The following is a 2185-nucleotide window of genomic DNA, read 5'->3' on the forward strand; positions in this document are numbered from 1 at the left end:
GTATCATTGATGTTTTTAAACCGATCGATATCCACCACAAAGGCCGCACCATAAAATCCGCCCGACTTATTCTTGCGGGCCATCAGCGCATTCAGTTGGGAAGACAGGCCGCTGCGGGTCAACGCGCCGGTGAGGAAATCGTAATCAGCACGTCTTGTAATGCGGGCAACCAGCTTTTTATTGGCTGTGGTGCTTAAAGCCACAATCAACGGACTGATAGTCATCGCTGCCACACCCAACCTGGCGGCAGCCAGACTGTCGATGAGGAAGAAGTCATCGGAGCCCTGAATGTTCAGGACTTTGCTGGCGACCAGGGTGATCTCTGTAATGCCGGTTAACAGCGTTATCAGGCAGGTAGCAAAGATCGGATAGCTGACAGCACACCACATCAGGGCGGGAAGAGGGAAGATCAGACTGCCGCCGCCGCCAACATAAATACCAAAGACGCTGGAGACCAGTAGCATTATTAAAGGCATCAGATGACTTTCACGCAGATCGCTGATCAGCTGATCCAGCTCATCACGGCGTGGGAAGGTGATCACTAAAGGCAGTATCAGAATCGAAGTGGAAACCTGTTCGCAGAACCACGAAACCCACCCTTGCACCAGGTCGTCGTGGAAATAGCGTTGACCGGCCAACGAACCCATAGCGGCACAGACGGCGGCTGCAATAATCGATGCCGGGAAGACACGGATCAAGGCCTGGAGTCTTCGGGGATAGGGACGGGTTAAATAAGGTGAAAGCAGCACAATTCGACCTACCGCAATAAAGGCGATATTTGCCGCATCCATTCCAAGGGAAACAATGACGGGCGTGCCATACAGCAGATCGGCAGCCGCCATACCCACAAACATGACGGGCAGGCTGGAAAACGTATCAAAACGGGGAAAACGAATCAGCACGCCGAGCAGCAGGGCATTACAAGGCCAGAACAGAGAAAGGGCAGTATAGCTGCGGCAATGCAGGCCCAGCGTCGCTAAACATAATGCGAGAAAAAATAATAATATAACCTGGTCAAACTTATATTTATTTATTTGCATTTTAGGGCTCAAGATTCTTACCGGAAACCGGCGAAGCATGCTGCGCGGTAACTTCCGTTTAATGTCCAACTACGACCGGTGCCAGGGTGCACATTTCTGATGACAAAAAGTGCGTAACACTGACATCCCCTCGCAGTAAAGCAATGGTTTAAGAATGTTCTTAATTCGGCTGGTGTGCCGCTCAGAATATCGCTACGGCTGCTTATTTTCAATCACTACCAGGTGTCACTGGTGTGAACCACATAGCTGACAGGTTAAGGGCAATCGTTAGCATATATATCGCAATAGTCGGCTATATTCGAACGATAATCTGCTGCCCTTTTCGATTTGGGAGCATTCTTAGCAACAGAAAAGGGAGAAAAGCGGGGGGGCGGAATTTCAGGTCATTGGAATAACTGGCCCGGTTACAGGCCAGTCAAAGGGCATTAAAGCTCGTTCTTGATGCAGAACTCTTCCCAGCTCATTCCCAGCGCGGTGGCATGTTGACGCAGATAAGTTTCAATGGCATCAGCAGCAACGGCCTTATCGGGCTCGGCTAGCTGAATAGCAAACAGCATACCGTCGAGCTTTTTCTCACGGGTGAACGCGGCATAGGCCCGATCGGTTTGCATGTTTTGTAACTGAGGCAGGGTCATGCCCAGTTTGGCGGCCTCTTCTTCGGTTAACTGGGCAATGCCGGTTTTGATTTCCGGATGTGCCTCAAGAAAAAGAACGCGCGCAGCCGCGTAATACTCTTCAATACTCTTCATAAAAAATCCTGCAGTCAGTAATGCGCGTTAGTTTACACGGCTGTGGGCTGGGGTGAAACGCCAGACGACGGCGCAATGTCGGCGTTTGCCGTATTTGTTGCGGTAATTGTTGCGGTGAATAAGGAGAAATTATACCGTAGCGCCTGACTGCAGAATCTGGAACTGAACATGAAAAAGTGGATGATAACGACCTTAGCCGCCGTCACGCTGGCAGGCTGTGCGGATATACCAAACTATCAGGGCGCAGTAAAAACGCCCCCCCCGGCAAACCTGGTCGGAAACTGGCAGAGCATGGGGCCGCAGAAAGGCCTGGTCAGTAAGGACGCCATCGCCAGCCTGATTATTACCGCAGAAGGCGATACGCTGGATTGCCGTCAGTGGCAGCGGGTGATTGCC

Annotated in this window: 2 protein-coding genes and 1 pseudogene; 1 reads left to right on the forward strand and 2 read right to left on the reverse strand. The window is 51.4% G+C overall.

Translation table 11 applies throughout. The features are described 5' to 3' along the window. Both WCC56_RS08695 and WCC56_RS08700 read right to left on the reverse strand, forming a co-directional pair. Positions 1-1040 (reverse strand): sensor domain-containing diguanylate cyclase (locus WCC56_RS08695; RefSeq protein WP_424691993.1); only part of this gene is annotated, 1040 nt, incomplete at its 3' end. Positions 1041-1465: 425 nt separating this feature from the next. Then, the gene (locus tag WCC56_RS08700) at positions 1466-1789 is read right to left on the reverse strand and encodes a DUF6388 family protein (protein WP_424691994.1); all 324 of its coding nucleotides are present in this window, start codon (positions 1787-1789) and stop codon (positions 1466-1468) included. A 168-nt stretch (positions 1790-1957) separates the two neighbouring features. On the opposite strand from WCC56_RS08700, the pseudogene WCC56_RS08705 reads away from it, so the two are divergent. Continuing rightward, positions 1958-2185 (forward strand): annotated as a pseudogene (locus tag WCC56_RS08705) (lipoprotein YedD); the annotation flags it as partial.

Source organism: Erwinia sp., from assembly GCF_049696395.1.
Classification (GTDB): domain Bacteria; phylum Pseudomonadota; class Gammaproteobacteria; order Enterobacterales; family Enterobacteriaceae; genus Erwinia.